The sequence below is a fragment of the Nocardiopsis ganjiahuensis DSM 45031 genome (assembly GCF_000341085.1).
Taxonomy (GTDB): domain Bacteria; phylum Actinomycetota; class Actinomycetes; order Streptosporangiales; family Streptosporangiaceae; genus Nocardiopsis; species Nocardiopsis ganjiahuensis.
Genome location: NZ_ANBA01000012.1, coordinates 115,796 through 141,580 on the forward strand (window position 1 = coordinate 115,796; position 25,785 = coordinate 141,580).

General features: G+C 72.1%; 17 protein-coding genes. 12 read left to right on the top strand and 5 right to left on the bottom strand.

From position 1 onward, the window contains the following. Positions 1–6: 6 nt before the first annotated feature. From D458_RS33680 to D458_RS0117765, 3 genes are all read left to right on the top strand, one after another. Positions 7–354 (top strand): hypothetical protein, encoded by a 348-nt coding sequence (locus D458_RS33680; protein ID WP_063825730.1) that lies wholly within the window; start codon positions 7–9, stop codon positions 352–354. A gap of 123 nt (positions 355–477) precedes the next feature. Further along, positions 478–2,808: an ATP-binding cassette domain-containing protein gene (locus tag D458_RS0117760; RefSeq protein ID WP_017588100.1), complete on the top strand. Its 2,331-nt coding sequence runs from the start codon at positions 478–480 to the stop codon at positions 2,806–2,808. A 431-nt stretch (positions 2,809–3,239) separates the two neighbouring features. Continuing rightward, on the top strand, positions 3,240–4,613 hold the full coding sequence (locus D458_RS0117765) for an MFS transporter (protein ID WP_017588101.1): 1,374 nt from the start codon (positions 3,240–3,242) through the stop codon (positions 4,611–4,613). Positions 4,614–4,766: 153 nt separating this feature from the next. Here the strand turns inward: D458_RS0117765 and D458_RS0117770 are convergent, their stop codons facing one another. Continuing rightward, positions 4,767–5,435 (bottom strand): esterase/lipase family protein, encoded by a 669-nt coding sequence (locus D458_RS0117770; RefSeq protein WP_017588102.1) that lies wholly within the window; start codon positions 5,433–5,435, stop codon positions 4,767–4,769. A 113-nt stretch (positions 5,436–5,548) separates the two neighbouring features. Between D458_RS0117770 and D458_RS0117775 the strand changes: the two genes are divergently transcribed. Both D458_RS0117775 and D458_RS0117780 read left to right on the top strand, forming a co-directional pair. Further along, the gene (locus tag D458_RS0117775; protein WP_017588103.1) at positions 5,549–8,350 is read left to right on the top strand and encodes an AAA family ATPase; all 2,802 of its coding nucleotides are present in this window, start codon (positions 5,549–5,551) and stop codon (positions 8,348–8,350) included. Positions 8,351–8,586: 236 nt separating this feature from the next. After that, positions 8,587–9,045 (top strand): DUF4383 domain-containing protein, encoded by a 459-nt coding sequence (locus tag D458_RS0117780; RefSeq protein WP_017588104.1) that lies wholly within the window; start codon positions 8,587–8,589, stop codon positions 9,043–9,045. Positions 9,046–9,109: 64 nt separating this feature from the next. Here D458_RS0117780 and D458_RS0117785 read toward each other — a convergent pair whose 3' ends face one another. Further along, a complete protein-coding gene (locus D458_RS0117785) occupies positions 9,110–10,768 on the bottom strand; it encodes a catalase (protein ID WP_017588105.1) in 1,659 nt (552 codons plus the stop codon). A gap of 575 nt (positions 10,769–11,343) precedes the next feature. Between D458_RS0117785 and D458_RS0117790 the strand changes: the two genes are divergently transcribed. Both D458_RS0117790 and D458_RS0117795 read left to right on the top strand, forming a co-directional pair. After that, positions 11,344–12,105 (top strand): ABC transporter ATP-binding protein, encoded by a 762-nt coding sequence (locus D458_RS0117790; protein WP_017588106.1) that lies wholly within the window; start codon positions 11,344–11,346, stop codon positions 12,103–12,105. Further along, entirely contained in the window at positions 12,093–14,090 is a 1,998-nt protein-coding gene (locus D458_RS0117795; protein WP_239647989.1) for a hypothetical protein, read from the top strand. Before D458_RS0117790 ends, D458_RS0117795 begins: the two co-directional genes overlap by 13 nt. A 24-nt stretch (positions 14,091–14,114) precedes the next feature. Here the strand turns inward: D458_RS0117795 and D458_RS0117800 are convergent, their stop codons facing one another. Next, positions 14,115–14,612, bottom strand: coding sequence for a phosphoribosyltransferase (locus tag D458_RS0117800; protein WP_017588108.1), 498 nt, complete (start codon positions 14,610–14,612; stop codon positions 14,115–14,117). A gap of 385 nt (positions 14,613–14,997) precedes the next feature. Between D458_RS0117800 and pdhA the strand changes: the two genes are divergently transcribed. From pdhA to D458_RS0117815, 3 genes are read left to right on the top strand one after another with little or no spacing between them, the layout of a single operon-like run. Continuing rightward, complete coding sequence (gene pdhA / locus D458_RS0117805; RefSeq protein WP_017588109.1) at positions 14,998–16,083, top strand: pyruvate dehydrogenase (acetyl-transferring) E1 component subunit alpha; 1,086 nt, start codon at positions 14,998–15,000, stop codon at positions 16,081–16,083. Positions 16,084–16,085: 2 nt separating this feature from the next. After that, complete coding sequence (locus tag D458_RS0117810) at positions 16,086–17,072, top strand: alpha-ketoacid dehydrogenase subunit beta (protein ID WP_017588110.1); 987 nt, start codon at positions 16,086–16,088, stop codon at positions 17,070–17,072. Further along, positions 17,069–18,523, top strand: coding sequence for a dihydrolipoamide acetyltransferase family protein (locus D458_RS0117815; RefSeq protein ID WP_017588111.1), 1,455 nt, complete (start codon positions 17,069–17,071; stop codon positions 18,521–18,523). The genes D458_RS0117810 and D458_RS0117815 overlap by 4 nt, the downstream gene beginning before the upstream one ends. Before the next feature lie 51 nt (positions 18,524–18,574). Here the strand turns inward: D458_RS0117815 and D458_RS0117820 are convergent, their stop codons facing one another. Next, positions 18,575–19,051, bottom strand: a complete 477-nt coding sequence (locus D458_RS0117820) for an SRPBCC family protein (RefSeq protein WP_017588112.1) — start codon at positions 19,049–19,051, stop codon at positions 18,575–18,577. A gap of 172 nt (positions 19,052–19,223) precedes the next feature. Here D458_RS0117820 and D458_RS37230 point away from each other — a divergent pair, with 172 nt between their 5' ends. Both D458_RS37230 and D458_RS37235 read left to right on the top strand, forming a co-directional pair. Next, complete coding sequence (locus D458_RS37230; RefSeq protein WP_152521162.1) at positions 19,224–21,347, top strand: WD40 repeat domain-containing serine/threonine protein kinase; 2,124 nt, start codon at positions 19,224–19,226, stop codon at positions 21,345–21,347. Between the two features lie 25 nt (positions 21,348–21,372). Further along, complete coding sequence (locus D458_RS37235) at positions 21,373–23,517, top strand: WD40 repeat domain-containing serine/threonine protein kinase (protein WP_051049713.1); 2,145 nt, start codon at positions 21,373–21,375, stop codon at positions 23,515–23,517. A gap of 136 nt (positions 23,518–23,653) precedes the next feature. On the opposite strand, the gene paaZ is transcribed toward D458_RS37235, so the two are convergent. Beyond that, positions 23,654–25,687 carry a phenylacetic acid degradation bifunctional protein PaaZ gene (gene paaZ / locus D458_RS0117835; protein ID WP_017588114.1) on the bottom strand — a complete coding sequence of 678 codons (2,034 nt, stop codon included), beginning with the start codon at positions 25,685–25,687 and terminating at the stop codon, positions 23,654–23,656. Positions 25,688–25,785 lie beyond the last annotated feature (98 nt).

Consider the following 25,785-nt stretch of genomic DNA (forward strand, 5'->3'; position numbering starts at 1 on the left):
TCGAACATGCGAGTGAAGTCCCGAGTGCTCATCGTCGCCGCTGTGGCGGCGGCCCTCTTCGGAGCCGGCCCGGCGTTCGCGTCGGACGACTCCCCGGCCGGGTCGGGCGCGCCCGCCGACTCGGCTCCGGTGGAGGGCCCGTCCCCCTCGGCCCCTGACGCGGCCCCCTCTCCCGGTGAGGGCAACGGGCCGGTCGAGTCGGAGGAGCCGGTCCCGAGCCCTTCCGAGGAGCCGGTCCCGAGCCCCTCGGCGGAGCCCTCCCCGTGGCCGGAGGCGCCGCCGGAATGGCCCGGGGACGCCGACCAGGCCGCGCCGAGCGCCCCCATCGAGGAGGAGCCGAACTACACCGGCTGACCCCCTCGGGTCGACGGGTCGACAAGGCTCCTTGTCGACCCGTCGACCCGTTCCGTCCGGGTTCGCGGTATCCGGACGGTCCCGTGGTCGGAACATGGGGACTGGTCGGGTAGTGCTTGTCCCATGGAAAGCCACGACGACCGCATCCGGGTGCGCGGTGCCCGCATCCACAACCTGAAGAACGTGGACACGGAGCTGCCCCGGGACGCGCTGGTCGCCTTCACCGGCGTCTCGGGGTCCGGGAAGTCCTCACTGGCCTTCGGCACCCTCTACGCGGAATCCCAGCACCGGTACCTGGAGTCGGTGGCGCCGTACGCGCGGCGCCTGCTCCAGCAGCTCCCGGCGCCCGAGGTGGACGACATCACCGGGATGCCGCCCGCCGTGGCCCTCGCCCAACCGCGTTCGGCCCCGTCGGTGCGGTCCACGGTGGGCACTCTGACCACGGTCTCCAACACGCTGCGCATGCTCCTGTCCCGTGCGGGGGACTACCCGCCCGGAGCGGAGCACCTGGACTCGGACTCCTTCTCCCCCAACACCGTGGCCGGGGCCTGCCCCGTCTGCCACGGGGAGGGGGTCGAGCACGAGGTGACCGAGGAGTCGCTGGTCCCCGACCCCTCGCTGAGCATCGCCGAGGGCGCGGTCGCCTCCTGGCCCGGCGCCTGGCAGGGCAAGAACCTGCGCGACATCCTCGACACCCTCGGGTACGACATCCACCGCCCCTGGCGGGACCTGCCCCGGGCCGAGCGCGACTGGATCCTGTTCACCGACGAACAGCCCGTGGTGACCGTCCACCCGGTCCGCGAGGCGGGTCGCGTGCACCGCCCCTACCAGGGCAAGTACAGCAGCGCCCGGCGGTTGGTGCTCAAGGCGTACGCCTCTTCGGCCAGCGAGGCCAGACGGCGCAGGGCCGCCGAGTTCATGGCCGACCGCACCTGCCCGGAGTGCGGTGGCCGGCGTCTGCGCCAGGAGGCGCTGCGGGTCACCTTCGCCGGGCACACCGTCACCGAACTGGCCGCGCTGCCCCTGACCGAACTCGTCGCCCTGCTGCGCCCCTGGAGGTCGGACACGGGGGCGGCCGGGGCGCTGGCCGGGGACATCACCGGGCGGGTCGGGGTGCTGGAGGAGCTGGGGCTGGGCTACCTGAGCGCGGACCGGCCCGCGCCGACCCTGTCCACCGGCGAGTTCCAGCGGATCCGGCTGGCCACCCAGCTCGGCACGGGGCTGTTCGGGGTGGTCTACGTCCTGGACGAGCCCTCCGCGGGCCTGCACCCGGCCGACTGCGAGGCGCTGTCGGGCATCCTCCGGCGCCTTCGGGACAGCGGCAACACCGTGTGCCTCGTGGAGCACGACCTGGACATCGTGCGCGGCGCCGACTGGATCGTGGACGTCGGCCCGGACGCGGGCGAGCACGGCGGACGCGTCCTCCACAGCGGGCCGGTCGCCGGGCTGCGCGGGGTCCAGGAGTCGGTGACCCGTCGCTACCTGTTCCACGACGAGATCCCCGAACGGCCGGCGCACTCGCCCCGCGGACACCTGGAACTGCGCGGGGTTACCGGCAACAACCTCAGGGGCCTGGACGTGGACGTCCCCCTGGGGGTGTTCACCGCCGTCACCGGGGTGTCCGGTTCGGGCAAGTCCACGCTGCTGGCGCGGATCGCCGACGAGGCCGCCGGGCACGGCCGGGTGGTGTGGGTCAGCCAGCAGCCCATCGGGCGGACCCCGCGCTCCAACCTCGCGACCTACACCGGGCTCTTCGACACGGTGCGCAAGCTGTTCGCCGCCACCGACGACGCCCGCGCCTTCGGGTACGGGCCGGGCCGGTTCTCCTTCAACGTCGTGGGGGGACGGTGCCCGAACTGCGAGGGGGAGGGCTTCGTGTCGGTGGAGCTGCTGTTCCTGCCCACCACCTACGCGCCCTGCCCGACCTGCGGCGGCTCCCGCTACAACGAGGACACGCTCCGGGTGAGGTACCGGGGGCTCACCGTCGCGGACGTGCTCGCCATGTCGGTGGAGGAGGCGGTCGGCTTCTTCGCGGAGGAGCCGTCGGTGCACAGGTCCCTGGAGACCCTCGCCGGGGTCGGCCTGGGCTACCTGCGGCTGGGACAGCCCGCCACCGAGCTCTCCGGCGGCGAGGCCCAGCGGATCAAGCTCGCTACCGAACTCCAGCGCCGCCGGGTCGCCGACACGGTCTACCTGCTGGACGAGCCCACCACCGGGCTCCACGCGTACGACACCGACGTCCTCATGGGCCGCCTGTGGGAACTGGTCGGCGCCGGGGCCACCGTGGTGGCGGCCGAGCACGACATGCGGGTCGTGGCCACCGCCGACCACGTCATCGACCTGGGTCCGGGCGGTGGCTCGGAGGGCGGTCGGATCGTCGTGCAGGGAGCCCCGGAGGAGGTCGCGGCGGCCCCGGACAGCCGGACCGGCTCCTACCTGAAGGTCCTGCTCTGACGTGAGCCGCCCTCCCCCGCCGTCCGCCGAGCCGACCGCGCCCGCCCGGGTGGCCGGCCCGGGCCGGTCCGGCGGGGGACTTGTCGACAGGTCGGTCTGTCACCTTCGCGTCACCGCTGGTGGCGCCTCCGGAGCGGCCCGTCTCGAGGAGTGGACACCGGAGAATTGTCCTCTGCTCGTGACCGGGCGGTCGCGTCCTGCCAGCCTCCCTTGTCAGAGGGGGTTTCTCACCGACCGTTCGGTCAGGAGGCAGGTGTCTAGCTGGGAAAATCGATCCCCGGTGTAGAAAGTGCCCTGCATCACATGGCATGGTGTGCTGGGGCTCAAGGTCTGTCCCGGTATCCACCGTTCCGTCTTCGGGGCGGATGCCGACCGACTCTGGCCCGACATCGGACTCGGCCCCCCGGCCGGCAGAGAACTACGGAGCAGCAATGGCGACTTCCGACGCCACGGTCCCAGGACCCGGTGGAACCCTCGATCCCAAGGAGAAGCGCAAGGTCCTCGCGGGGACCATGGTCGGTACCACCATCGAGTGGTACGACTTCTTCATCTACGCCCAGGCCGCGGGCCTGGTACTGGCCCCCCTCTTCCTGGCGCCGCTCTCCGACGCCAACCCGGCCGTGGCGCAGGTGCTCTCCTTCGCGACCATCGGTATCTCCTTCCTCTTCCGGCCGCTGGGCGCGATCGTCGCCGGGCACCTCGGGGACAGGTTCGGGCGCAAGAGGATCCTGGTGTTCACCCTCGTCCTGATGGGTGTGGCCACCTGCGCGATCGGCCTGCTGCCCACCTACGCCCAGATCGGCGTGGCGGCACCGATCCTGCTGATCCTGATGCGCGTCATCCAGGGCTTCTCCGCCGGAGGCGAGTGGGGCGGCGCCGCCCTGATGTCGGTGGAGCACGCGCCGGTCAACAAGCGCGGCTACTTCGGCGCCTACCCGCAGATCGGCGTCCCCTGCGGCATGATCCTGGCGACCTTCGTGGTCTGGGTCATCACCACGGTCATCGGCCCCGAGGCCTTCCTCGAGTGGGGATGGCGCATCCCGTTCCTGCTGTCCTTCCTGCTGATCATCATCGGCCACCTCATCCGGAAGACCGTCGAGGAGTCCCCGGTCTTCAAGGTGATGCAGCAGCGCCGGGCCAAGTCGTCCGCCCCGCTGGGCCGGCTGTTCAAGAAGAACACCAAGGAGGTCGTGCTCTCCGCGCTGATCTTCGTCGCCAACAACGCCGCCGGCTACCTGGTGATCGCCTTCCTGGCGACCTACGCCTCGCGCCCGGTGGAGGAGATGGGCCTGGGCATGGACCGCGGCCCGATCCTGCTGGCCACCACCCTGGCCTCCTTCGGCTGGCTGATCTCCACCCTGTACGGCGGGTGGATCAGCGACCGGATCGGACGGGTGCGCACCTTCCAGATCGGCTACGTCCTGCTCGCCGCCTGGGCGGTGCCGATGTGGTTCATGGTCGACACCGCGAACATCTACATGTACTTCCTGGGCGTCTTCGTCTTCACGCTGACCTTCGGCCTGAGCTACGGCCCCCAGTCGGCGCTGTACGCGGAGATGTTCCCGGCGGAGGTCCGCTACTCGGGCGTGTCCATCGGCTACGCCCTCGGCGCGATCCTCGGCGGCGCCTTCGCCGCCATGATCGCCGAGATGCTCCTGACCTCGTTCGGGGCCTCGTGGACCATCGGTGTCTACATCATCGGCCTGTCGGTGGTCTCCTTCGTCGCGGTCTCCCTGGTGAACAAGAACATCCAGGGCGTCGACCTGCACGCCGAGGAGGAGGCCGACCCGGTCCCCGGCAAGTAGCGACACATGAGGCAGGCGCCCCCGGCAGGCGGGGGCGCCTCCTCCAGTCAGGGCGGCAGATCGTTTCGACGACCTGTCGCCCTGTCCTTGTGTCGACGTGTCGACCCGGGCGGGTCGACACGTCGACAGGGCGGTTCCTCGGCTGGAAGCGGGTCAGCCGACGACGCCGCGGACGTGGTCGATGACCCCGCGGTTCCACATCATCGAGATGTGCTCGACGCATCCGGTCCGGATGTTGTTCGCCCCCGGCAGGGACGTGCTGTCCGTGGGCGAGATGACGATGTCGCAGGGAGAGCGCAGGGTCGTGTAGCCGACCGACCCGGGCGTCGGGTCGCCGCTGTTGAGGTCGCTCAGGAAGTTCGACCCGTGCCGCATCTCCTTGCAGGGCGTCATCAGGGACGGGCACATGTTGGCGATGTTGGTCCCGTTGTTGGGGCCGCCGATGGAGATCCACTGGTCGACGGTCTCCGTGCCGCCGAGGTTCTTGATGTAGTACCGCGAGGACAGGCCGCCCATCGAGTGGGTCACCAGGTGCACCCGGTCGGCGCCGTGCTGCTGCCGTACGCCCTCGACGTGGTCGGCGAGCTGCCCGGCGATGGTGGTGTTGGAGCGGGCCCAGTCGTAGGAGAAGACGTGCAGCCGGTCCGCGGGGTATCCGGAGTCGACGAGGGCGGCACGCATGTCGTTCCACTGGCCGCCCTTACCCATGAAGCCGTGGACGAAGACGACGGGGGTGTGGGAGTGGGCGGTGGCGGGGGCGGCCTGGAGGACCGCGGTGAGGGCGAGGACGAGTCCGCACAGGAGTGAGGTCAGGCGTCTCATGTGAGCTCCGGGGGGTGGGGGAAGCGGGAACCTCGATTGTGTGCCCCGGCTCACACCGGGCGCATCGGCTGAATAGCCGGTCTCTTTACTCGGCTTTAACCGGCGAGTAACTTATGGGGGTGATCAGCGTGAACCCGCTCACACGCACAGCGCCCCTGTACGGGCGCGACCACGAACTGCGCTCCGTCCGACACCTGCTCGAAGCCGCCCGCTCAGGACGCAGCGGGGGCCTGCTCGTGACGGGCCCGCCCGGCGCGGGCAGGACCGCCCTGCTCGAACACGCCGCGGCGCAGGCCCGCGACTTCACCGTGCTCCGCGCCCGTGCCGCCCCCGGCGAGGGACGGCTGCCCCTGGCCGGGCTGCACCAGCTCCTCCGGCCCGCGCTCCCCTACCTTCCGCGGCTGCCGGGCGCCCAGCGCGACGCGCTCTCCCGGGCCCTGGAGACGGGAACCCCGGGTGAGGCCTTCCCCCTGGCCAACGCGGTCCTGGGGCTGCTCGCCGAGGTCGCCGGAGAAAGCCCGCTCCTGCTCTGCGTGGACGACTTCCACCTGCTCGACCGGCCTTCCCGGGAGGCCGTGGCCTTCGCCGCCCGAAGACTCACGCACGACGGGGCGGTGGTCCTGCTCAGCGCCCGGGACGGTGACCCGGCCCGGCTCACCGGGATCCCCGTGCTCCGCCTGCGGCCCCTGCCCGAGGAGGCCCTCCTGCGCCTGCTCGCCGGGGCGGCCCCGTCCTGGGAGCGGGGCGGAGGAGGGGGAGCCGACGGGCAGGACACCGGGAGACCGGCCGGCCCCGTGGCGGCGGCGCTCGCCGCGGCGGCCGAGGGCAACCCCCGCGCCGCCCTCGAACTACTGGACGGGACCGCACCCGAACAGCGTTCCGGGGCCGTCGCCCTGGAACAGCCGCCGCGCTCCCGGGGCGAACTCACCGACGCCTTCGCCGAGATCCTCTCCGCGTTCCCCGAGGACACCCGGCTCGGCCTGCTCCGGCTCGCCGCCGACCCCGCTGCGCCTCCGCCGACCGGGGCGGACCCCGGCTCCGACCCCCTGGAGCCGGCGCGGCGCGCCGGGCTGGTCGGCGAGCAGGGGGCCCGGGTCGTCTTCACCCACCCCTTGGCCCGTTCCGCCTGCTACCACCGCGCCTCCCCCGCCGAACGGCGCTCCGTCCACCTGGACCTGGCCCGCGCCCACGAGGCGGGCCACGACACCGGACGCGCCGTCTGGCACAGGGCCCTGGCCGGGAGCGCTCCCGACGAACAGCTGGCCTCCGCGCTCCACCAGGAGGCGCGCCGTGCCGTGGAACGGAGCGGGCACGCCCCCGCCTCCCTGCTCCACGAACACGCCGCCCGGCTCACCCCGGACCCCGACCTCCGGGGCCTGCGCCTGATCGACGCGGCCCGCTCCGCCTGGCTCTCGGGAGACGCGGTCCGGGCCCGACGCGTCCTCGAACGCGTGCACTCGCCCCAGGACCACGCGGACCTGCTCCGCGCCGAGATGGACCTGCGTTCGGGCGTGGCCATCGACGCCTTCCAACGCCTCGGCTCCACCGTCGGCCGGCTCTCCCGGGACGAACCCGGCGCGGCGCTGCGGGTCCTGCTCCAGGCCGGCGAGGCCAGCTGTCTGTCCGGCGACCACGAACGCTTCTTCGCCACCGCCGAACGCGCCCGCGCGCTCATGGCCGGCGTCACCGAGGAGGACGGGGCCGGGAACGGCGGCGCGGACCGGCCCTGGAACCGGCTCGTCCTCGACTACATGACCGGCAAGGCCGCCATGTTCCAGGGGCGCCACCGCGAGGGCGCCGTGCTCCTGGGCCGGGCCGAGGACACCGCGGACCGGATCGGTGACCCGCAGGCGCTCGTACTGGGCGGGATCGCGGGCCTGCTCCGCGGCGACCACGTGCGCACCCGGGCCCTGGCCGGGCGCGCCGCGGCGGTGGCCCGCCGGACGGGGGCGCTCACCCTGGTCCCCCAGGCCCTGGAGTTCCTCACCTACGCGGAGATGTGGTTCGGCCGCCTCTCGCTGGCCGAGGAGAGCGCCGCCGAAGGGCTCCGCACGGCGCTGGAGTCCGGGCAGGACAACTGTGCGAGCCACCACCGGGGCGCGCTCGCCTTCGTCGCCGCGGTCCGCGGTGAGGAGGACGCGTGCCGCGAGCACGCCGGCACCGCCCTGGCCATGGCCGGGGAACACGACGTCGGCCTGCCCGCCGGACTGGCCGCCTGGGCGCTGGCCCTGCTCGACCTCGGGGCCGGCCGGACGGCGGAGGCCGCGATGCGCCTGCGCGCCCTGGCCCGTTCCGGTCCGGGCAGCGGCCACGCGGCGGTGCGGCTGCTCATCACCCCGCACCTGGTGGAGGCGTCGGTGCGCGGCGGGGCCGGGGTACGGGTCCAGGGGGCGGTGGAGACCTTCGCCAGTTGGGCGGAGGCGACCGGTCAGGACACCGCCCGGGCACAGGTGATGCGCTGCCGGGGGCTGCTCTGCGAGGGAGAGGAGGCGAGCGGGTTCTTCGAGAGCGCGCTCGACCTGCACGCCTCCGGGTACTGCGACTTCGAGGAGGCCCGCACCCGGCTGCTGTACGGCGGGCACCTGCGCCGTGCCCGGCACCCGGGACGGGCACGCGAGCACCTGTACACCGCGATGGAGGTCTTCGACCGGCTGGGAGCCGCGCCGTGGGCCCGCCAGGCCCGGGAGGAGCTCCGGGCCGCACGCGGCAGCACGGCGGTGCGCGAGGAGAGCGGGACGGACCTGCTCAGTCCGCAGCAGCTGCGCATCGCCCGGCACGTGGCGGGCGGGGCCACCAACCGGGAGGTCGCGGCGCGGCTCTTCCTGAGCACGCGGACGGTCGACCACCACCTGCGCAACATCTACAGCAAGCTCGGGATCCGCTCCCGGGTGGAGCTCTCCCGCCTCGTCGACTGACCGATCCGGTCCCCGGCGAGTGGCGACACATGAGACAGGCGCCCCCGGCAAGCGGGGGCGCCTTCTCCAGGCAGGGCGGCAGCTCGTTTCGGCGACCTGTCGCCCTGTCCCTCTGTCGACAAGATGTTTCGACTACATCGAGTGATATTCCTCGTCCTGGGTAGTCGCGCTGTTGAGGGCTCCTGCGGTTGGTGTGAGCGGGAGAAACGAAAGCGATCACACTCTGGAGGCACACCATGTCCGATGGCAGCACGGCTCCGCAGTCAAGCGGTCTGACGGCCAGTCCGCTCCGTCTCGCCGCACTCATCGTCGGCATCGTCTTCCTGCTGGTGGGCGTGATGGGGTTCATCCCCGGACTGACCACCGGCGTGGACCAGATCCAGTTCGCCAGCCACCACTCGGAGACCTACCTCCTGGGGATCTTCCAGGTCTCGGTCCTGCACAACCTGGTCCACCTGGCCTTCGGCGTCGCGGGTCTCGCGATGTCCCGCACCGCCGGAGCGGCCAGGGCCTTCCTCATCGGGGGTGGCGTGGTCTACCTCCTGCTGTGGCTGTACGGTCTGGTGATCGACCTGGACAGCGCGGCGAACTTCGTCCCGCTCAACGACGCCGACAACTGGCTGCACCTCGTCCTGGCAGTGGGCATGATCGCCCTCGGCCTCGTCTGCGCCCGCTTCACTCCGTCGAGGCGCTGACGAACGCGGGCCGGCCACGGCCCCTCGCAGGGGCCGTGGCCGGACCACGCCTCGGGAGGCCGGTTCAGTGCTCGACCTTGTGGCGCTCGTTGGGCACGCAGTGGGTCATGGTCAGCCCGGAGACGTCCCTCGGGCCGTTCGCTCCCAGGTCGGCCAGGCGCTCCCGGTCCTCGTCCGTCAGGTCCTGGCTCTGCAACGGCTCCAGGTGCGCCACGTCACCGGGGCCGATCCCCAGGCCCTTGCCGACCCGCAGTCCCAGCTCGTCCTCGACCAGGAGGAAGTGCCAGACCATGCGCTCCTGGATGGCGCGGTCGCACTGGGAGAGCAGGTCCGTGAAGTTGTGCACGAGGTCGTCGCGCTCCCACTGCTCCATCAGCAGGTACCGCTGCCCCGCCTGCTTGTAGTCGTTGGTGCGGCTGATGCGCTTGCGGGTGAGCCGCCCCCTGATCTCGGGTCCCTGCTCGTCATGGGTGGGGTACTGACCCTCCCGCAGGCCGCCGGTGATGGACGGCTCGTAGTTGACGTGCGGGTTCTCGCCCCCGACGTCCTGGTGGTAGGCCATCAGACCGTCGCGCTGGTTCGTGCGCACGGACGCGTTCTTGGCCTGGTTGACCGGCAGCTGCAGGTAGTTGGGCCCCACCCGGTACCGCTGGGTGTCGCTGTAGGAGAAGGTGCGGCCGACCAGCATCTTGTCGTCGGAGAAGTCCAGCCCGTCGACGAGCACACCCGTCCCGAAGGAGATCTGCTCGTTCTCGGCGAAGTTGTCCGAGACGTTGCGGTCCAGCACGATGCGGCCCACGGGCTTGGGCGGGAAGTCCTGCTCGGGCCAGGTCTTGGTGTCGTCCAGGGGGTCGAAGTCGAGCTCGGGGTGTTCCTCGTCGCTCATCATCTGCACCAGCAGTTCCCACTCGGGGTGGTCTCCGCGGTCGATGGCCTCGTGCAGGTCCTTGGTGGCGTGCCCGGTCTCGGTCGCCTGGATCCGTGCGGCGTCGGCCTCGGTCATGCTGCGCACGCCCTGCTTGGGCATCCACGTGTACTTGACCAGGACGCTCTCGCCCGCCTCGTTGACCCACTTGTAGGTGTTGACGCCGAACCCCTGCTGGTGGCGGTAGTCCGCGGGGATACCCCGGGGGCTGAAGAGGTTGACGAGCATGTGCATGCACTCGGGCGTCTGGGACATGAAGTCGAAGATCCGGTTGGGCTCCTGCCGGAACGTCACCGGGTCCGGCTTCAGGGCGTGGATCACGTCCGGGAACTTGATGGCGTCGCGGATGAAGAACACCGCGAGGTTGTTGCCCACCAGGTCCCAGTTGCCGTCCTCGGTGTAGAACTTGATGGCGAAGCCCCGCGGGTCCCGTGCGCACTCGGAGGAGTCGCGTCCGCCGATCACCGTGGAGAACCGCAGCGCGATGTCGGTGCGCTTGCCCGCGCCCTGGAACAACTTGGCGCGCGTGTACCGGTCGACGGGCTCGTCGCCCCACTTGCCGTAGGACTCGAAGTACCCGAAGGCGGTCACCCCCCGGGCGTGCACCACCCGCTCGGGGATGCGCTCACGGTCGAAGTGGCTGATCTTCTCCAGGAACTGGTAGTTCTCCAGGGTGGCGGGCCCCCGCTCGCCCACCGTGCGCTGGTTCTGGTTGTCGTAGACGGGGTGTCCCTGGCGATTCGTGAGTACCGGGCGCTCGTCGCCGGGCGCGGACGCCTGGCCGGATACGTCGGTCATGTGACTGGTCCTCCTGCTCTCGGTCACGTTCCCTACCCCAGCCCCCTGCCCATGGTGGCGTTCAGTGACTCATGGATTACCGAAACCTTGCCGAGAGCGAACTTCGTGTAGGTCCCGCGGCGCGTCCGCCCCGGAGCCCGGGTGCCGGCGACCGCCTGCGGTCCTCCGGCTGCGAACCCCGCCGTCCGCGCGCTCGGAGGGCGCTTCCTGGACGAATGCTGTCGACAGACCGCCTTGTCGACACGGCGACAGGTCGTCTCGTCGACAGGGCGACAGGTCGGCGGGCAGCCCTCTCCTGGGGTGACGGGCCCGGTGGCGGGACAGGGGATGTTTCACGTGAAACATCAGCCCAGGAGCCCACCCGATCCCCGGTCAGCGCCTGCCGGGGCCGGTCCCGGGAAGCGGACCGGGAGCGCCGCCGTGCGCGGGGCGGCCGAGCCCCCGCGCCCCGCCTGTCCTCCGAACGGAGGACGGCGAGCCCGGTTCGCCGCCCTGCTGGAGGACACCGCGCGAGGTGCTGCCTCACTAGCGTCGTGTGTACAGGACGCGAGCGGACACGACCCCCCGAGGTGCGCATGACCCCCCGACCCCCCGCATTCGAGCTCTACGGCCTCTGCAAGAGATTCGGCGCCAAGCAGGCGGTCGACCACGTCGACCTGACGGTCCCCAGCGGTTCCTTCTACGGACTGGTCGGACCCAACGGCGCGGGCAAGACCACCTCGCTGACCATGGCGGTCGGCCTGCTGCGGCCGGACAGCGGCGGGGCCAGGGTCTTCGGCGCGGACGTGTGGTCCGACCCGCTCCGGGCGAAGTCGATGATCGGTGTCCTGCCCGACGGCATGGCGATGCCCGAGCGCCTCACCGGTCGTGAACTGCTCACCTACCTGGCACAGCTGCGCGGCCTGGACCGCGGACAGGTCGGGGAGCGGGTCGACGACCTGCTGGCCGGGCTCGGCCTGGACGAGGCCGAGAACACGCTGATCATCGAGTACTCGGCGGGCATGCGGAAGAAGATCGGGCTGGCCGGTGCGCTGGTCCACGCCCCCCGGCTGCTGGTCCTGGACGAGCCCTTCGAGGCGGTCGACCCCGTCTCGGCCACCGTGATCAAGGGGATCCTGCGCACCTTCACCGACGGCGGCGGTTCGGTCGTCATCTCCAGCCACGTCATGGCGCTCGTGGAGCAGGTCTGCGACCACGTCGGGGTCATCGCCCGGGGACGGGTGCTCGCCTCGGGCACCACGGAGGAGGTCCGGGGAGGGCACGCGGGGCTGGAGGAGGCCTTCGTGGACCTCGTCGGCGCCCCCGAGCCGGTGAAGGGGTTCGCATGGTTGGCGTGATGGTCCGGATGAAGCTGGCGATCCTGCGCAACGGATCCAGCACCCGCAGGCTCGTCGGCGGTGCGGTCGGCCTGGTCCTGGCGGTCCTCACCGTCCTGGTGTCGGTCCTGGCCCCGCCGGAGTCGGTGGTCGGCCTGCTCGCGACCGTCCTCGGTGTGTGGCTGGTGTGCTGGGTGGTTGGTCCCTCGAGCGGCAGCGGCGGCGACGAGTCCCTGCGGCCGGAGTACTTCGCCCTCGAACCCGTACCGCTGCGCACGCTCATGGCCGGCCTGCTCGCCTCGTCCTTCGTGGGGGTCACGGTCCCCGTCACGGCGGTGGCGTCCCTGTCCCTGTTCACCCTGGCCATCCGCTTCGGCCTGCTCGCGGCGCTGGTGGCGCTGGTCGCGGTGCCGCTCACAGTGGTCGTGATCGTGCTCTGCTCCCGCGTGTTCACCGCGATGATCGGCGCCGCGATGCGGACCCGGATCGGGATCGAGATCAGCGCGATCCAGAGCGCTGCGGTCCTGGCCGCCGGGTTCTCGGTCTTCATGGTCCACCAGGCGGTCTCCCAGCACACGGACGTGTTCGCGATGCTGTGGAACGAGGGTGTGTCCGCCCCCTACTCGACGGTCGCGCTCGCGCTGCCCTCGGGCTGGGGCGTGTTCGCGGTACGGGCGGCCGGGGAGGGCTCCCCGCTGTCGGCCCTCGGCGCGCTGCTCGGCCTGCTCGCGTTCGCGCTGGTCCTGCTCGCCGTGTGGGGTGTCCTCGTCCGCCGCCGGGTGAGCAGCCCGACGACCGGTTCGGCGCGGGGCGGACGCGGAGTCACCCACGTGCTCCAGCGGTTCCTTCCCTCCGGGCCGACGGGCGCCGTGATCGCCCGCGAACTGCGGACCTGGGGCAAGGACCCCCGGCGCGCCCTGGAACTGCGCGTGGCCCTGTGGACGGGTGTGCTGGTCTGCGCGATGGGCCTGTCGGTGGGGATGACCTTCATGATCCCGCTGGCCGGCCTGATCATGGTCGCCCTGGCAGCCCTGATGTCGCTGAACGTGTACGCCCTGGACGGCAGCGCGCTGTGGCAGACCCTGCTGTCCCCGGGGGCCGAGCGCAGGGACGTGCGCGGCCGCCAGATCACCTGGCTGCTGGTGTTCGTCCCGATCTCCGTCCTGGTGACGGTGGGCGGCATCGTGTTCACCGGGCAGGACTGGGCCTGGCCCTGGGTGGCGGCGGTGCTCCCCGCGCTGGTCGGCGCGGGTGCGGGGCTGAGCGTGCTGTTCGCGGTCCTGTGGCCCGCGCCCGGACCGGAGCCGCACCGGCACGGCGGCAGCCCGCTGGCCTCCGGAGACCCCTCGGGTCAGTTCACGGTGCTCTTCCCGCTGCTGCTGGTCTGCTCCGCCCCACCCGCCGCCCTCACCGGTCTGGGAGTGTTCTCCGGAAACCAGGACATCGTCTGGGCGGCGATCGCCTTCGGGGTGGTCGAGGGGCTGCTGCTGGGCTGGGGACTGGGCCGGGTGGCCTACCGCAGGCTGGAGACCCGCGGCCCGGAGCTGCTCGGCACCCTGCGCTGGGGCTGGGACGCCACGGCCGGGAGGAGTGTGGAGCAGACCGGGCAGGAGCGCTCCGAGGGGGCGGTCGGGGAAGCCGGGGACGAAGAGGAATGGGCGCTGTTCACCCGCCTCGAACGCAACCTCGACACCCTGTCGAGCCGGTCCGGTGCCGCGCTGGCGGTGCTGGGGCTGACCTTCTGGCTGCCGCTCTACCAGGGCACGGCCTCGCTGATCGGGATCCTGGCCGGGGCGGACCACCCCTCCTGGCACCTCCCGCTGCACCTGCCCGGACCCTTCCAGCTCCCGGCCGCCGTCGGCATGCTCCTGCTGGGCGCGGTGATGGTGGGCGCCATGCTGCGGATCCTCTTCCGCGCGCTCCCGGAACGCCCACCCGGCCCCGGGAACGACGACGGCTCCGAGTCCGCGGACCCGGAGCCGGGGAGGACCGGCACCGCCCGCTGAGGCGGCCGGTGCCGTCCGCGGGGATCAGGCGTCGCGCACCTGGTCCTCGCGGTGCACCACGGGAGGCTCCACGGACCACGGGAAGTTGATCCAGCGGTCGGTGTGCTTCCACACGTACTCGCACTTGACCAGTGACTGCGGCTTCTCGTAGATGACCGCGCTGCGCACCTCGGCGGTGTGCTCGGCGCAGAAGTCGTGCACCAGTTTGAGCGTCTTGCCGGTGTCGGCGACGTCGTCGGCGACCAGGACCTTCTTCTTGCTCAGGTCGACCACGTTGGGTACCGGCGGCAGCATGACGGGCATGTCCAGCGTGGTGCCCACACCGGTGTAGAACTCCACGTTCATGACGTGCAGGTTCTTGACGTCGAGGGCGTATCCCAGGCCTCCGGCGACGAAGAGCCCGCCCCGGGCGATGGACAGGATGATGTCGGGCTCGTACCCGTCGTCGGCGATCGCCTGGGCCATGTCACGCATCGCGGTGCCGAAGAGCTCGTAGCTCAGGTTCTCGCGCTCGTCGCTCACGGTCTGGTTCCCCCTGGTGTTCCGGTGGTGTGGTGTGGTGTGCGCCCAGCGCCGCGCAGGTCAGGCCGCTCGCGACACCGGTACATGCTAACGACGCCCGGACACCCGGGCGGTGGCGCGGGGCCCTGCCGGAGGTCGGTTCGCCGGTGAGTCGCCATGTGGACAGGGAGACAGGTCGACACGTGGGGCGGAGGTCACGCGGCCCTGAGTCCCCGGCCACATGTCCACCGCGAGCGGTGTCCTGGGTCACATGTATGGACAAAATGCTTTAAAACGCCGGAACTCTCGCGACATTTTCTCGATTTCTCCCGGTTTGTAGCGAACAGATGGTCGGAAACAGCACCATGTCTCTGTACATATCTTCCGTGAACCAGGAGGTTGCGGCATGGCTGAACACCAGGGCCTTCTCCCCTCCGAGCAGCCGATCCAGCTGCTCGACGAGTCCGGAACCCCGGTCGATGACACCGACCTGCGGATGCCCGACTCCCAGCGCCTCCTCGAGGCCTACACCTCCCTGGTGATCGGCCGTCGGGTCAACGACCAGGCCAGCGCCCTCGTCCGCCAGGGCCGGCTCGCCGTCTACCCCTCCTCCCACGGCCAGGAGGCCTGCCAGACCGGCGCCGCGCTCGCGCTGGCCGACGGCGACTGGCTCTTCCCGACCTACCGCGACACCGCCGCCGTCATCGCACGCGGTGTCGACCCCGTCGAGGTCCTCACCCTCCTCAAGGGCGACTGGCACGCGGGCTACGACCCCTACGCCCACAACGTCGCCCCCCAGGCCACCCCGCTGGCCACCCAGCTCCTGCACGGCGTCGGCGTCGCCCACGCGGCCCGTCTGCGCGGCGAGGACACCGTGGTCATGGCGCTGTGCGGCGACGGAGCCACCAGCGAGGGCGACTTCCACGAGGCCCTGAACTTCGCCGCCGTCTTCAAGGCGCCGGTCGTGTTCTTCGTGCAGAACAACGAGTACGCGATCTCGGTGCCCCTGGCCAAGCAGAGCGCGGCCCCCTCCCTCGCTCACAAGGGCGTCGGCTACGGCGTCAACGGCGAGCGCGTGGACGGCAACGACGCCGCCGCCGTCCTCGCCGTCCTGGCGCGCGCCGTCGAGGCCGCCCGCTCCGGCGAGGGCCCGCAGCTGGTCGAGGCGCACACCTACCGGATGCAGGCGCACACCAACGCCGACGACGCCTCCCGCTACCGCAGCGAGGACGAGGTCGACCCGTGGGTGGCCCGCGACCCGCTGCTGCGCATGGAGACCTACCTGAAGAAGAAGCGGGTGCTCACCAAGGCCCGGCAGGCGGAGATCACCGAGAAGGCGGAGCAGGTCGCCGCCCACATGCGCGAGGGCGTCAACCGCGACATCGAGCCCGACGGCGCCGAGCTGTTCAGGCACGTGTTCGCCGAACCCACCCCGCAGCTGACCGAGCAGGCCGCCTTCCTGGCCGACGAACTGAGCAGAGAGGGCAACTGAACATGGCGACCGAGAAGCTCTCCATGGCGCAGGCGCTCAACCGGGCGCTGCGCGACTCCCTCGCGGAGGATCCCTCCGTCTACGTCTTCGGCGAGGACGTCGGCCCGCTCGGCGGTGTCTTCCGCATCACCGACGGCCTGACCGCCGAGTTCGGCGAGGACCGCTGTTTCGACACCCCGCTCGCCGAGTCCGGCATCGTGGGCATGGCCGTGGGCATGGCGATGAACGGCATGCGCCCGGTGGTCGAGATGCAGTTCGACGCCTTCGCCTATCCGGCCTTCGAACAGATCGCCAGCCATGTCGCGAAGACCCGCAACCGCACCCGCGGCAAGGTCGGCCTGCCGATGGTCATCCGGGTTCCCTTCGCGGGCGGCATCGGCGGCGTCGAGCACCACTGCGACTCCTCCGAGGCCTACTACGCGCACACCCCGGGCCTGAAGGTCGTCACCCCGGCCACCCCCGAGGACGCGTACTACCTGCTGCGCGAGGCCATCGCCTCCCCCGACCCCGTGGTCTTCATGGAGCCCAAGAAGCTCTACTGGGCCAAGGAGGAGGTGGACTTCGACCGCCCCGTCCCCGGGATCGGCAAGGCCGTGGTCCGCCGTGAGGGCACCGACGCCACCCTCATCGCCTACGGGCCGTCCGTGTCCACCGCGCTGGAGGCCGCCGAGGCCGCCGCTCAGGAGGGCCGCAGCCTCCAGGTCGTGGACGTGCGCTCGGTCGTGCCCTTCGACGACGAGACCGTCTGCGCCGCCGTCCGGTCCACCGGCCGCGCCGTGGTGGTCGCCGAGGCCAGCGGGTACGCCAGCGTCGCCTCGGAGATCGTGGCCCGCGTGACCGAACGCTGCTTCCATTCCTTGGCCGCCCCGGTCCGCCGCGTCACCGGCTTCGACATCCCCTTCCCCCCGCCCAAGCTGGAGCGCTTCCAGCTGCCCGGCGTGGACCGCATCCTCGACGCCGTCGACGACCTGCAGTGGGAGGACCAGTGACGACCCAGACCTTCGACCTCCCCGACCTGGGGGAGGGCCTCACCGAGGCCGAGGTCGTGAAGTGGCTGGTCGCCGTCGGCGACACCGTCACCCTCGACCAGCCCGTCGCCGAGGTGGAGACCGCCAAGTCCATCGTCGAGGTCCCCTCGCCCTTCGCCGGGACGGTCAGCGTCCTGCACGGCGAGGAGGGCGAGGTCATGGCGGTCGGCAAACCCCTGATCAGTGTTGAGAGCAGCACTGTTGAGAGCGGCACTGTCGAGAGCGGCGCCCCGGAGGCCGCCGCGCCCGCCGAAGCCGCTCCGGCGGCCGGGTCCGACGCCGCGGGTGAGCGCTACCGCGAGGAGGAGCGCGCGGGTTCGGGTTCGGGCAACGTCCTGATCGGCTACGGCACCCCCGAGTCCACGGGCTCCGGTCGCCGCCGCCGTCCGCGCAGCCGCCCCCCGGCGCGCGGCGCCCAGCCGTCCGCTCCGCCTGCTCCGGTGACCCCGATCCAGGCGGCTCCGGCGCGCCGGGTCCCGCTGGTCACCTCTCCCCTGGTCCGCCAGCTGGCCCGCGAGGCCGGGCTGCGCGTGGCCGACATCGAGGGAAGCGGACCGGGTGGCCTCATCACCCGCCGCGACGTACGCTCCGCGATCGAGGCGGCCGGTGCCAACACCGCTCCGGCCCCGTCCGCCCCGATCGCGGTCCCCACTCCCCCGGCCGAGGCTCCCCCGGCCCCCGCGGCGCCGTCCTCCGTGGAGCCGGGCGCCGTCGACACCCGCACCGGGCTCACCGAGTCCCGGCGGGTTCCGATGGGCACCTTCCGCAAGGCTGTGGCCGCCTCGCTCTCGCGCAGCCGCAGCGAGATCCCCGAGGCCACCGTGTGGGTGGACGTGGACGCCACCGAACTGGTGCGCCTGCGCCGGTCGGACCCGGAGGGACCGGGCCTGCTCGCCTACGTGGCACGGTTCGTGCTCGCGGGCCTGCACGCCTACCCGGAGCTCAACGGCCTGGTGGACACCGAGCGCGAGGAGCTCGTCCAGTACGACGGCGTCAACCTCGGGCTGGCCGTCCAGACCGACCGCGGCCTGGTCGCCCCGGCCGTGATGGGCGCCCACAAGCTCACCACAGCCGAGCTGGACACCGAGATCAAGGGGCTCACCCGGCTGGCCCGCGAGGGGAAGGCGACCCCCGCGCAGCTCACCGGGGGCACGTTCACGCTGAACAACTTCGGTTCGCTCCGCGTGGACGGCAGCGCCGCGATCATCAACCACCCGCAGGTCGCGATCCTCGGCATCGGCCGGATCATCGACCGCCCCTGGGTGGTGGACGGCGAGCTGACGGTCCGCAAGATCACCCAGCTGTCCTTCGCCTTCGACCACCGCGTCTGCGACGGCGGCGCGGCGGCGGGCTTCATGCGCGTCGTCGCCGACGCCATGGAGAACCCGGCCGGGGCCATCGCCCGCCTCTGAGCCGGGACGGGAACGGGCGCCCCGGGGGAGTCGGCACCCCCGGGGCGCTTCTCATGTCCGATCGCTCTCCAGGGATGCGCGCATGCGCTTCAACCTGGGGCCGAAGGCGCCCCGGAGACCGACGGCGGCGGCGAGGTCGCCCGCCGGGCCCAGTCCGGTGCTGATCTCCACGAGATCCGTGTGCCGGGTGCCGGTGCCGTGCGGCTCGACCGTGTGGGTGTGCCGCCAGTACCGGAACGGGCCGCGCACCTGGAGGTCGCTGAAGGAGCGGCCCTCCTCGTAGGCGTCGATGACGGCGGTCCACCGCACCGGGAAGACCCCGGCCGCGCCCCAGCGCAGGTCCAGGACCTCGTCCCGGCCGAAGCGCTCGGGCCAGCTCAGCACCTCCACCCCGGGCGGCATGGCGTCCAGGAAGCCCTCCTCGCTCTGGATCAGAGCGAACACCCGCTCCGGCGGCGCGGCGAAGTCCTCCACCACCCGCAGCTTCGTGGTGCGCCTCGGCCTGATCCTCCGGTCGCGCTCCCGCATGGTGCCCCTTCGTCCGAGAGCCAGCACTGTGTCCGAGAGTCAGCATGGCAGGGAGAGCTGTGCCCGGGGCCTGCCCCGGGGCGGTGTTTCGCGTGGTTGGTAGGGTCTTTTCGCTTCGCCCCGCCCTGAACCGCGAGGTACGAGACGAGCGTGACGGGTTGCGGGAGGCAGGGTGGGAGTGCCGGGAGTCCTCGGTTGGCTGGGTGAGTACCAGTTGGTCAGCAGGTTGGGCTCCGGGGGGATGGGCGAGGTGTACCTGGCCCGTTCGGCGGGAGGACGGGCGGTGGCCGTCAAGACCGTGCACCCCCACCTCGCGGAGGACCCGGAGTTCCGGCGCCGTTTCGCCCGCGAGGCCGAGGCCGCCGCACGGGTCGGCGGGGCCTTCACCGCACCGGTCCTGGACGCCGACGCCGAAGCCCGCGTGCCCTGGCTGGCCACGGCGTTCGTCGCGGGCCCCAGCATCGCCGAGGCGGTCGCGGCGGCCGGCCCGCTGCCCACGGGTTCGGTCCGCACGGTGGGCGCGGGGCTGGCCGAGGCCCTGCTCTCGATCCACGGTGCGGGGACGACCCACCGGGACCTCAAGCCCGCGAACGTGCTGCTGTCAGCGGCGGGGCCGAGGATCATCGACTTCGGGCTGGCCCGGGCCGAGGACGCCACCGCGCTGACGGACACCGGGCAGGCGGTGGGCACCCCCGGCTATCTTCCGCCGGAGGTTCTGGAGGGCGGGGAGGCCGGGCCGGCCGGGGACGTCTTCGCCCTCGGCGGTGTGCTCGCCTTCGCCGCCACCGGGCGCCACCCCTACGGCGGGGGGCCGGTGGCGGCGATCCTGCGCCGTGTGCTGCGCGAGCCGCCCGACCTGGCGGGGATCGAGCCCCGAACACGCGCGCTCCTGGCGGCCTGCCTCAGCACGGCACCCGGGGACCGCCCCGCCGTGGGCGAACTGCTCGTGGAGCTGGGCGCCACCGACGCCACGGGAGGCCCCGCGCCGCTGCCCCGGGCGGTGTCCGACCTGATCAGCGAGCGCGAGTCGTGGGCTCGTGGACAGTTGGCCAGGGCCTTCGAAGGTGAGACCCGGATCCCCGGCACCGAACCCGAACCCGGACTCGAGCCGACCCCGCCTCTCCCCGGCCAGGACCACGTTGTCCCGGCGCCGGTCAGCGAGCGTCGGTCGGCCCCCCGCCTGATGCGGTCCCGGACCAGGACGGGGTGGGTCGTCGGCGCGGCCGTCGCGCTGGCGCTGGTGGTGGCGGCCGCCTACCTTCTGCCCCGGCTGTGGCCCGGTACCGGCGATACCCCCGACTACACCCTGGTCGCGGAGCACGAGATCGACCTGCCCTCGTTCGAGGGCCTGGCGCTCTCCCCCGACGGCGGGACCGTCTACCTCAAGGGCCCGGAGACACCGGTGCTCGCCGTGGACAGCAGGAGCGGCGAGTCCCTTTTCACCAGCGAGCAGGCGGCCCCGGGCGGGATCTCCGTCTCCCCCGACGGCGCCTTCCTGGCCGTCCACGGCTCGGACGCGGTGTCACGCCTGAGAGAGCCCGAGGACAACCGGGATCCGGTCCTCATCCTGGACGCGGCGGACGGGCGGACCCTGATGGAGACAGCGGTGGGTGCCAAAGGCGGGGACACCGCCTTCACCCCCGACGGCCGACTCGTCGTCACCAGTGTCTGGGGCGGCACCGGACTGTGGGACGTCCGGAGCGGTACGCGGGTCAGCGCCATCGCGCCCACCGGCGGGGAGGACCTGGCGGTCAGTTCCGACGGTTCGCTGGTCGCCTTCCTCCGGGACGGGAGGACCGCCCTGCTCCAGGGCGCGGAGGAGAACAGCGGGCAGAAGGCGGAGATCGAGGTGTGGACCGTGGAAGGGGAGCAGAAGGCCGTCATCGAGGTCGGAGAGGGCCCTTCGTTCCGGAGCGTCGACTTCCAGCCGGGAACGAGTCTGCTGGCGGCCGCCGGTGGTGCGGGGCTGCGGATGTGGGACGCCAGGACAGGAGAGGCCCTGGGCGGGTTCGACCACGGGCTGGGGTCCGCCGCAGCGGGCATCGTGGACGGGGCCACGGGGACGATGCTGCTGTGGGCCCACGGTGAGGCGCCCATCGCCGTCGACCTCGACGCCCGGGCCCCGCTGGGCCCGGTGCTCGCCACCGCGGGTGAGGACACCGCGGCTTCGGCGGAGGAGACCCTGTACCTCGCCCTCTCCGCGGACGGCGGTGTTCTGGTGAGTGTGGAACGAGGGTTCGACGAGGACGGTGAGGCGGAGGGCCCCGGTCGCCTGTACGTATGGGAACGGGCCTGAGGGGCCGGGAGGGGAGCGCACGGACATGGACCGGCTCGGCGAGGACGACCCCCGGGAGATCGGCGGCTACCGGCTCCTGGGGCGGTTGGGCGCGGGCGGTATGGGCCGCGTCTACCTGGCGAGGACCCCGGGCCACCGGAGGGTGGCGCTCAAGGTGGTCCACCCCCACCTGGCGGGTGAGGAGGGGTTCCGGTCCCGTTTCGCCCGCGAGGCGCAGGCGGCGCGGCTGGTCAGCGGGGCCTTCACCGCTTCGGTGCTGGACGCCGACCCCGAAGCCGAGGTGCCGTGGCTGGCCACCGAGTACCTCCCCGGCCCGACCCTGCGCCAGGCGGTGACCGCGGGAGGGCCGCTCCGGGGGAAGGAACTCCGAGGGCTGGCCGCGGCCCTCGCCGAGGCACTGGCCGGCATCCACGAAGCGGGGCTGGTCCACCGCGACCTCAAACCGGGCAACGTCGTGCTCGCCGCCGACGGGCCGCGCGTGATCGACTTCGGGATCGCCAAGGCCCTCGACACGGTGGAGGCCACTCACACGGCCCGGGGGTTCGGGACCCTGGCCTACGTCTCACCCGAACAGGCGATGGGCGGCTCGGCGACCGCGCCCAGCGACGTGTTCTCCCTGGGGTCCGTCCTGGTCTTCGCTGCCACCGGCGAGCCGCCCTTCGGCACCGCGCCGCAGGCCGCGGTCATCCACCGGATCGTGGACCGGGAACCGGATCTGGGGCGCGTGGAGGAAGGGCTGCGCGAACCGTTGGCGGCGCTGCTGGCCAAGGACCCCGCACAGCGTCCGACCGCCCGGGCGTCCGTGCGTTCCCTGGGCGGTGCCCCGGAGCTGGTGCGCTGGGAGCAGGGCGGCCCGGTCGAGCGGATGGTCGCCGACAGCGAGCGGGAGACCGGGCTCCTGGCGGAGCCCTCGCAGGAGCGCTCGGCCCTGGACACGGGGGTCGGGGTTTCCGGGGACGGGGCTTCGGCGGATCGGAGCGCGGGTGAGGAAGGCTCGGCCGGGCGGGGCCGGCGGCGACGGACGGTCCTGCTCGGAGGCGGGGCGCTGGCGGTGGCGGCCTCGGTCGCGGTGGCGGCGACCGTCACCCTCGGCGACGCACCGGAGTCGGACGCGACCGAACCCGAGTACCCCGAGTTCACGCTCAGCGTCCTGGAGCCGGTCGAGGCGAACCCCCTCGACGTCGCGTTCGAGGAGGAGGTGGTCCGTGGGATCTCGCTGTCGGGCGAGGTCTTCGCGTGGGTACCACCGGAGGAGATGGAGCCGGTGCACTTCGTCTCCCTGCCCTCCGCGCTCCAGGTGCACACGTTCGGTAACAACAGGTCTCGGGAGACTCCCCGGCGTCTCGCCGTCGCTGACAGCCCCTGGTACTGGGGCACGGTCTACGAGGACGGGTCCTCGCTGGTCAACCGGTCGGCCGACAACGATCCCGCCTTGTCGTCCGGGATCGACGACGAGGGGTACACGGCCGTGGCCCTCGACTCCGGCGGCCACCGTCCGGTGGTCGGCACCGGTGACGGCACCTTCGGCCCCAGCTTCGGCGGGGACGGGCCCCAGTACGTCCACCGGAACCCGAACGGTCTGAGGGTGCCCACGGAGGTCGACGCCGTGGCCGTGGACCGGGAGGGCGAGTACGTCGCCAGCGCCGCCGACCTGGGGGACGACAACAACATCCGGGTGGTGTCGTTGGAGGAGGACGACCCCTCCGCCGGACAGAACCTGTACGTCAGTCCGGAGCAGGTCCGGGAGGCCGAGGCCCTGCCCACCGGCGAGGGCCCGGACGGGACCCCGGGCGGCTCCGGCCGGGTGTCGGACACGGATGAGGGGGTCACCGCGGTGGCGGTCGGCCCGGACGGCGGAGCGGTGGTCTTCGCCATCGGCACGGCGGTCTTCCGCTGGAACACCGGGGACGACACCGCCGAGCCGCTCCCCCGGGCCACGGGAGACGGCGCCGTGGACTCGGTCGCGATCAGCCCGGACGGCACCCTGGCCGCCGCGTCCGGGCCCGAAGGGGCGGTCAACGTCTGGCACGCGCCCTCCGGGCAGCGTGTCGCCACCATGGCCAAACCGGAGGGCCCGGCCCCCCTGGCGTTCACCGAGGATGGCGGCGCCCTGCGCACGGTGGACGCCGAGAACGTGTTCACCGAGTGGGACGTCAGCGACCTGCTCTGAGCGGCCCCGGCGCCCGGCCGGACACGACGGTGCCCCCGGTCCGTGGACCGGGGGCACCGCCCGCCCTCATGTCGCCCGATCGACCTGTCGCCTCATCGTCATGTCGACGAATCGGCAGGTCGACGAAGCCACGTGTCTACTCCTCGCCCTTGGCCACCAGGGTGAGGACGTCGTAGGTCGCCACGGCCTCGCCGTCCTGGTCGGTGACGACCGCGTCCCAGCGGACCTCGCCGTACTCGGCGTTGGTGCGCGGGGTGATCTGCTTGGCGGTCAGCGTCACCTTGATGACCGCGTCCTCCTTCACCGGGGTGAGGAAGCGCAGGTGGTCCACGCCGAAGTTGGCGAGCACCGGCCCCGGGGCCGGGTCGACGAACAGGCCGGCGGCCAGCGACACCACCAGGTAGCCGTGCGCCACGATCCCGCCGAACAGCGGGTTGGCGGCGGCTGCCTCCTCGTCGGTGTGCGCGTAGAACGTGTCCCCGGTGAACTCGGCGAAGTGGTCGATGTCCGCGCGGGTCACCGCGCGCTCGGCCGACTCGATGGTGTCGCCGATCCGCAGCTGCGTCAGGTCCTTGCGGAACGGGTGCACGTCATCCACGCTGCGTCGCGAGCCGGTGGTCCACTGGCCGGTGATCGCGGTGAGCATGTCCGGGGAACCCTGGACGGCGGTGCGCTGCATGTGGTGCTTGACCCCGCGCACACCGCCCATCTCCTCGCCGCCGCCCGCGCGGCCGGGACCGCCGTGCACCAGCACCGGAAGCGGGGAGCCGTGGCCCGTGGACTCCTTGGCGTCGTCCCGGTTGAGCACCAGGATGCGGCCGTGCCAGGGGGCGGTGCCCAGGACGACCTCGCGGGCGACGTCCTCGTCGTTGGTGACCAGCGAGCCCACCAGGCTGCCCTGCCCGCGCGCGGCCAGCTCCACCGCCTCGCTCACGGTCTCGTAGGTGATGACCGTGCTGACCGGCCCGAAGGCCTCGATGTCGTGCGGCTCCTTCGCGCCGGGCGCGGCACGGAGCAGGACCGGCGACATGAACGCGCCGGACTCGTCGTCCGCGCCGACCACCTCGACCGTGTCCGGGTCGCCGAACACCAGCTCACTGGAGGTGCGCAGGGCCTTGACCGCCTTGCGGACCTCCTCGCGCTGGTCCAGCGAGACCAGCGCGCCCATCCGGGCGTCCGGGTTGTCGGCGGCGCCCACCACGACCTTGGACAGCCGGTCCTTCAGGGCCCCGGTGACCGCGTCGGCCATCGACGAGGGCACGATGACCCGGCGGATGGCGGTGCACTTCTGGCCGGCCTTGACGGTCATCTCCGCCACGACCTGCTTGACGTACAGGTCGAACTCGGGGTCCTCGGCCTTCACGTCCGGGCCCAGGATCGAGCAGTTCAGCGAGTCGGCCTCGACGTTCAGCTGGACGCCGCCGCTGACCACGTTCGGGTGGTTGCGCAGCAGGGCGCCGGTGGCGGCGGAACCGGTGAAGCCCACGATGTCCTGCGGGCCCAGGTTGTCGAGCAGCCCCCGGTGGCTCCCCACCAGCAGCTGGATGGAGCCCTCGGGCATCAGGCCCGACTCGACCATCCGCTTCACGACGGCGACCGTCAGGTAGGAGGTCTGTCCGGCGGGCTTGACGATGCTCGGGAGCCCGGCCAGGAAGGCCGGAGCGAGCTTCTCCAGCATGCCCCAGACGGGGAAGTTGAAGGCGTTGATCTGCACCGCGACGCCCGGGCGCGACGTGTACACGTGCTGGGCGACGAAGGTGCCGCCCTTGCTCAGCTGCTCGAGGGGGCCGTCCAGGATGACCGTCGAGTTGGGGAGCTCGCGGCGGCCCTTGCTGGAGAAGCTGAACAGCGTGCCGAAACCGCCGTCGACGTCGACCATGGTGTCGCGCTTGTTCGCGCCGGTCCGGTGGGAGAGGGCGTAGAACTCGTCCTTGTACCCCATGAGGTGCTTGGCGACCTCCTTGAGGATGTTCGCCCGCTGGTGGAACGTCAGGGATCGGACCGCCGGGCCGCCGACCTCACGCGCGTACTCGATCATCGCCGCGACGTCGGGGCCGTTCTTCGAGATCCGCGCGACGGTCTCGCCGGTGTTCGCGTCGGCCAGGGGCATGCCCTCGTCCGCGGGGGTGAACCACGACCCCTGTGCGTAGCTCTCCAGTACTTCGGACACGTGACGGTCCTCTCCTCGTTGGGTCTCCGAGAACAGTATTACAGACCGATCGGTCAGTAAATAGCCCGCCTTCGGGACCCCTGTCCTCACCAGGTCTT

Coding starts and splice junctions, on each gene's coding strand:
- D458_RS0117795 (WP_239647989.1), top strand. CDS start 12,093: ATGGTTGGCGTGATGGTCCGGATGAAGCTGGCGATCCTGCGCAACGGA.
- D458_RS0117785 (WP_017588105.1), bottom strand. CDS start 10,768: ATGACCGACGTATCCGGCCAGGCGTCCGCGCCCGGCGACGAGCGCCCG.
- D458_RS0117790 (WP_017588106.1), top strand. CDS start 11,344: ATGACCCCCCGACCCCCCGCATTCGAGCTCTACGGCCTCTGCAAGAGA.
- D458_RS0117765 (WP_017588101.1), top strand. CDS start 3,240: ATGGCGACTTCCGACGCCACGGTCCCAGGACCCGGTGGAACCCTCGAT.
- D458_RS0117780 (WP_017588104.1), top strand. CDS start 8,587: ATGTCCGATGGCAGCACGGCTCCGCAGTCAAGCGGTCTGACGGCCAGT.
- D458_RS0117775 (WP_017588103.1), top strand. CDS start 5,549: ATGGGGGTGATCAGCGTGAACCCGCTCACACGCACAGCGCCCCTGTAC.
- pdhA (WP_017588109.1), top strand. CDS start 14,998: ATGGCTGAACACCAGGGCCTTCTCCCCTCCGAGCAGCCGATCCAGCTG.
- D458_RS0117820 (WP_017588112.1), bottom strand. CDS start 19,051: ATGCGGGAGCGCGACCGGAGGATCAGGCCGAGGCGCACCACGAAGCTG.
- D458_RS0117770 (WP_017588102.1), bottom strand. CDS start 5,435: ATGAGACGCCTGACCTCACTCCTGTGCGGACTCGTCCTCGCCCTCACC.
- D458_RS37235 (WP_051049713.1), top strand. CDS start 21,373: ATGGACCGGCTCGGCGAGGACGACCCCCGGGAGATCGGCGGCTACCGG.
- D458_RS0117760 (WP_017588100.1), top strand. CDS start 478: ATGGAAAGCCACGACGACCGCATCCGGGTGCGCGGTGCCCGCATCCAC.
- D458_RS33680 (WP_063825730.1), top strand. CDS start 7: ATGCGAGTGAAGTCCCGAGTGCTCATCGTCGCCGCTGTGGCGGCGGCC.
- D458_RS0117810 (WP_017588110.1), top strand. CDS start 16,086: ATGGCGACCGAGAAGCTCTCCATGGCGCAGGCGCTCAACCGGGCGCTG.